The organism is Planktothrix tepida PCC 9214, assembly GCF_900009145.1.
Lineage (GTDB): Bacteria > Cyanobacteriota > Cyanobacteriia > Cyanobacteriales > Microcoleaceae > Planktothrix > Planktothrix tepida.
On record NZ_LN889782.1, the window covers coordinates 1 to 5,578 of the forward strand.

The 5,578-nt window shown below is 42.6% G+C and carries 3 protein-coding genes and 1 pseudogene; all 4 read left to right on the forward strand.

All coding sequences use genetic code 11. The features are described 5' to 3' along the window. A pseudogene (locus tag PL9214_RS31100) lies at window positions 1-313 on the forward strand (hypothetical protein); the annotation flags it as partial. A 360-nt stretch (window positions 314-673) separates the two neighbouring features. After that, on the forward strand, window positions 674-1,615 hold the full coding sequence (locus PL9214_RS03270) for an RNA-guided endonuclease InsQ/TnpB family protein (RefSeq protein WP_245824163.1): 942 nt from the start codon (window positions 674-676) through the stop codon (window positions 1,613-1,615). Beyond that, window positions 1,611-1,898, forward strand: coding sequence for a zinc ribbon domain-containing protein (locus PL9214_RS32155; RefSeq protein WP_245824213.1), 288 nt, complete (start codon window positions 1,611-1,613; stop codon window positions 1,896-1,898). Before PL9214_RS03270 ends, PL9214_RS32155 begins: the two co-directional genes overlap by 5 nt. 197 nt (window positions 1,899-2,095) lie before the next feature. Next, the coding region (locus tag PL9214_RS03275; RefSeq protein WP_139294955.1) for a DUF4347 domain-containing protein at window positions 2,096-5,578 on the forward strand (3,483 nt) is incomplete at its 3' end.

A 5,578-nucleotide genomic window follows, 5' to 3' on the forward strand; every position in this document is an offset into this window, starting at 1 on the left:
TTCTGGGGTGGGTATTGATACAATTACGGATTTTAATATCTCCCAAACTGATCAAATTGTTTTAGATAAAAACACCTTTAACACAATTATTTCTAATGCAGGAACCGGATTTTCTGTTAGTAGTGAATTTGCCACAGTTACTAACGATACTGTAGCAGCGACCAGTGCTGCTGATCTTGTTTATAACACGACAACCGGAGGATTATTTTACAATCAAAATGGTACAGCATCAGGTTGGGGTACTGGGGGTCAATTCCTAACCTTAACTAATAAACCTGCCTTAACTGCTAATCAATTTTTAATTCAGGACTAAATTCCTTTAGGATGCTTTTGTTACTATCGGAACACAATTGCATTCTCTCAAACTCAGTTATAAGTACCCGAACATCATTATTGACACCTTGGGTGATTCCCCGTTAAGCTGTTCCCTCTCTCATAACAGTAATTGATTTGGCACAAGCACTTATTAATATCAGCCAGCGTCCTCCCTGGCACTATCTTAATCGTCGTGAGAGGACTCCCGCCACAGCGTCAGCTTGGCGGTGAGATGAATCACGACAAAATAAAAACATGAGCGGTAGCGAATACGATTTAATTGACATAGATAGAGGTTGCACAAAAACCAAATAAATGTTATCTTAAAACAAGATTTTTTTTTTAAAAAATAGCAGCAATGTTGGATTCTCTCAAGGTAAGGTTATATCCAAACAAGGAACAGCAAACAGCTTTAGCGAAAAGCTTTGGCTGTTGCAGATTTGTTTGGAATTATTACTTAGAGAAAACTAACAATCAGTACAAGGAAACCGGGAAAGGGTTAAGTTATTGTGATATGGCAAAGGATTTAACCCAACTCAAAAAACAACCGGATTACCTGTTTCTGAAAGAAGTAACTGCTGCTGCATTGCAACAATCACTCAAAAATTTGGAATCGGCATTTAAAAACTTCTTCCAAAAAAGAGCTAGATTTCCTAAATTCAAGAGTAAACACAAAAAGCAATCCATTCGTTATCCCGAAAGTTGTTCAATCAAAGGAAATGGCGTAAAACTTCCTAAGTTGGGGGTTGTTAAGGCTAGAATTCCAAAAGCAATTAGCGGCAAAATCAAATCTGTCACCGTGTCTAAGACCAGTACAGATAAATATTTTGCCGCTATTTTGTTTGAAACTGACGATTTAATCCTTGATAAAACCGGGAAAATCTCAGGGATTGACTTAGGGTTAACGAATTTAGTAACGGTGTTTGATGGTGAAACCTATACCAAGGTTGACCCGATTAAACCTACCCGAAAATATGCTAAACGATTAAAAAGAAGACAACAAGCATTATCTCGAAAGGTAAAAGGGTCTAATAATCGTAAAGAGCAAGTTAAAAGAGTCGCTAAAGTTCATGAAAAAATAGCAAATACTAGACAAGATTTTCTTCATAAACTCTCTCGAAAGTTAGTTGACGAGAACGTAGAGACGCGCCATGGCGCGTCTGTACTTGTAGTGGAAAACCTTTGTGTTAAAGGGTTAGCTCGTACCAAGTTGGCAAAATCTGTATTAGACGCTGGATTTGGGATGCTAATTAATTTCCTAAACTACAAACTGGCTCATAGAAGGAGGAAAGTTAATTGAAGTTGACAGATTTTTCCCTAGCACAAAACTTTGTCATTGCTGCCAGTTCAAGAATAATTCATTAAACTTAAGTATTCGTGAATGGGTTTGTCCGAACTGTCAAACTCACCACGATAGAGATGAAAACGCAGCACGAAACATTCGGGAAGTGGGTATAAGAATCCTGTCAACAAATACCGTAGGACATACGGAAATTCAAGCTTGTGGAGAGGATGTAAGACTCGTTGGTGCTTGCGCTAAAAAGCATTCTTCTATGAAACAAGAATCCCCCGTCACAGCGTAGCTTGACGGGGGAGTGTCAACACAAGACAAGTTTATATTGATTAAAAAAATATTAAATTATAGAAAAATAAAAAAATCTGTTATTATTAGTTATATCCCGATCTTTTCGCTACTACAAACTGGATTTGTCCCCTATCTCTACAGTCTAACCCTGTATTAACTGGGTTGTTTTGTTATTGCCAATTCAAATATACCACCATGACTCAACCATCCTGTCTCTCACCCGTCAAATTCCCAGTCTCTAATCCCTCAACAACCCTGGTCTTTATTGATAGCCAAGTTGAGGACTATCAGAGTTTAATCCCAGGAGTCAAAGCCGGAGTAGAAATCGTTGTCCTCGACTCCACAAAAGATGGAATTCAACAAATCACAACAATTTTGTGCCAGCGTCCCCAGCGTCCAACGGTACATCTGGTGGCTCATGGCAGTCCGGGTTGCTTAAACTTGGGCAACAGTCAACTGAACCTTGAAACCCTAGAAAAGTATAAAACTCAACTCAAAGGTTGGTCAATTCGCAGCTTGTGTTTATACGGCTGTGAAGTTGGGAGAGGAGATAAAGGAGAAGAATTCATCGAGAAACTCCATAAACTAACCCAAGCACCTATTGCAGCCTCAGCGAACTTCATCGGTAAGGGTAACTGGCAGTTAGAGAAAACAACTCATCCTGTATCAGTGGAAGTTGCATTTCAGCCCGAAGTCATCGCTAACTATACAGGAGTTCTAGCAGCCGGAGACTTGGATACCAGCTTTGGGGGTGGGGATGGCATTGTCACTACCCCTGTTGGCACTGTTGATGCCTACGGCTGGAGTGTAGCGGTGCAGGGAGATGGCAAGATTCTGGTGGCGGGCTACTCCTACAACAGCACCAACTCTGACATTACCCTGGTGCGTTATAATGGCGACGGCACACCGGATTCCCTCTTTGGTGGGGGAAATGGCATTGTCACTACCCCTGTTGGTGCTGCTGGCGACGAAGGCTGGAGTGTAGCGGTGCAGGGAGATGGCAAGATTCTGGTGGCGGGCTACTCCTACGGCTTCAACAATAATAATACTGACTTTGCCCTGGTGCGCTACAATGCCAACGGCACATTGGATACCAGCTTTGATACGGATGGCATTGTCACCACGGCTGTCGGCAGTTCTTACGACTTAGGCAGAAGTGTAGCGGTGCAGGCAGATGGCAAGATTCTGGTGGCGGGCAACTCCTTCAACGACAGCAATAATAATGACTTTGCCCTGGTGCGCTACAATACCAACGGTACATTGGATACCAGCTTTGATGCCGATGGCATTGTTACCACTGATCTCAGCAGTTCTTACGACGAAGGATGGAGTGTAGCGGTGCAGGCAGATGGCAAGATTCTGGTGGCGGGCGACTCCTTCAACGACAGCAATAATAATGACTTTGCCCTGGTGCGCTACAATACCAACGGTACATTGGATACCAGCTTTGATACCGATGGCATTGTTACCGCCGATCTCAGCAGTCTTGACGGCTCCGGCTACAGTGTAGCAGTGCAAGCTGATGGCAAGATTCTTGTGGCGGGCCAATCCTACAACTCCTCCAACAGCACCAACGATGACTTTGCCCTGGTGCGTTATAATGGCGACGGCACACCGGATTCCCTCTTTGGTGGGGGAGATGGCATTGTCACCACGGATTTCGGCACTTCTTACGATGACGTCGGCAGAAGTGTAGGGGTGCAGGGAGATGGCAAGATTCTGGTGGCGGGCTATTCCTACAACAACGGCATCGACTCTGACATTGCCCTGGTGCGTTATAATGCCGACGGCACACCGGATTCCCTCTTTGGTGGGGGAGATGGCATTGTCACCACGGCTGTCGGCACTTCTTACGACTTAGGCAGAAGTGTAGCGGTGCAGGCAGATGGCAAGATTCTGGTGGCAGGTTTCTCCAACAACGGCAGCAACAACTGGGACATTGCCCTGGTGCGCTATGATGGAACACTCTTTGGTACTTCCGGCTCTGATACCTTGGTGGGAACCCCCAACGCCGATGATATCAACAGTTTAGCCGGAAACGATACCCTTGATGGCTTAGGTTCCAATGATACTTTAAGGGGTGGAGACGGCAACGACCTACTCATTGGCGGTGTGGGTTCTGATAGCCTGGTGGGAGAAACGGGTAACGATACTTATGATGTCGATAATGCTGGGGATATTGTCACAGAATTAGCGGGAGAAGGAACGGATTTAGTTCAATCTTCTGTTAGCTATACTTTACCCGCCAATGTAGAAAACCTCACCTTAACAGGAAGTGCTGCGATTAATGGCACAGGTAATAATTTAAATAATATTATTACAGGAAATACCGCTAATAATATTCTCGATGGCAGTAGCGGAGCCGACCTACTCCAAGGTCAGGGCGGAAGCGATACTTATAATGTCGATAATGCTGGGGATATTGTCACAGAATTAGCAGGTCAAGGAACGGATTTAGTTCAATCTTCTATTAGCTATACGTTACCTACGGAAGTAGAAAACCTCACCTTAACAGGAACAGCAGCTATTAACGGTACAGGTAATAGTTTAAATAACATTATTATCGGAAATAGTGCTAATAATATTCTTGATGGCAGTAGCGGAGCCGACCAACTCCAAGGTCAGCTAGGAAACGATACCTATAATGTCGATAATGCTGGAGATATTGTCACAGAATTAGCAAGTCAAGGAACGGATTTAGTTCAATCTTCTATTAGCTATACTTTAGCTACAGAAGTCGAAAACCTCACCTTAACAGGAACAGCAGCTATTAACGGTACAGGAAATAGTTTAAACAATATTATTACAGGAAATATTGCTAATAATATTCTCGCTGGGAAAGCCGGAAACGATACATACATTGTCGATAATGCTGGGGATATTGTCACAGAATTAGCAGGTGAAGGAACGGATTTAGTTCAATCTTCTGTTACCTATACTTTACCTACAGAAGTAGAAAACCTCATCTTAACCGGAACAGCCACCATTGATGGTACAGGAAATAGTTTAGATAATAGTATTACAGGAAATACCGCTAATAATATTCTTGATGGCAGTAGCGGAGCCGACCAACTCCAAGGTCAGACTGGAGACGATATTTATAATGTCGATAATACTGGGGATATTGTCACAGAATTAGCAGGTCAAGGAACAGATATAGTTCAATCTTCTGTTAGCTATACGTTACCTACGGAAGTCGAAAACCTCACCTTAATAGGAACAGCAGCTATTAACGGAACAGGAAATAGTTTAAATAACATTATTACCGGAAATATTGCTAATAATCTTCTCGATGGCAGTAGCGGAGCCGACCAACTCCAAGGTCAGGCAGGAAACGATACTTATAATGTCGATAATGCTGGAGATATTGTCACAGAATTAGCAGGTCAAGGAACAGATATAGTTCAATCTTCTATTAGCTATACTTTACCTACAGAAGTAGAAAACCTCACCTTAACAGGAACAGCCACCATTGATGGTACAGGAAATAGTTTAAACAATATTATTACAGGAAATATTGCTAATAATATTCTCGCTGGGAAAGCCGGAAACGATACTTATAATATCGATAATCCTGGGGATATTGTAACAGAATTAGCAGGTGAAGGAATCGACTTAGTTCAATCTTCTATTAGCTATACTTTACCTACGGAAGTAGAAAATCTCACCTTAACCGGA

Bases quoted from the DNA above. Each gene is read 5' to 3' on its own strand.
- PL9214_RS03270 (WP_245824163.1), top strand. From the start codon at position 674: ATGTTGGATTCTCTCAAGGTAAGGTTATATCCAAACAAGGAACAGCAA.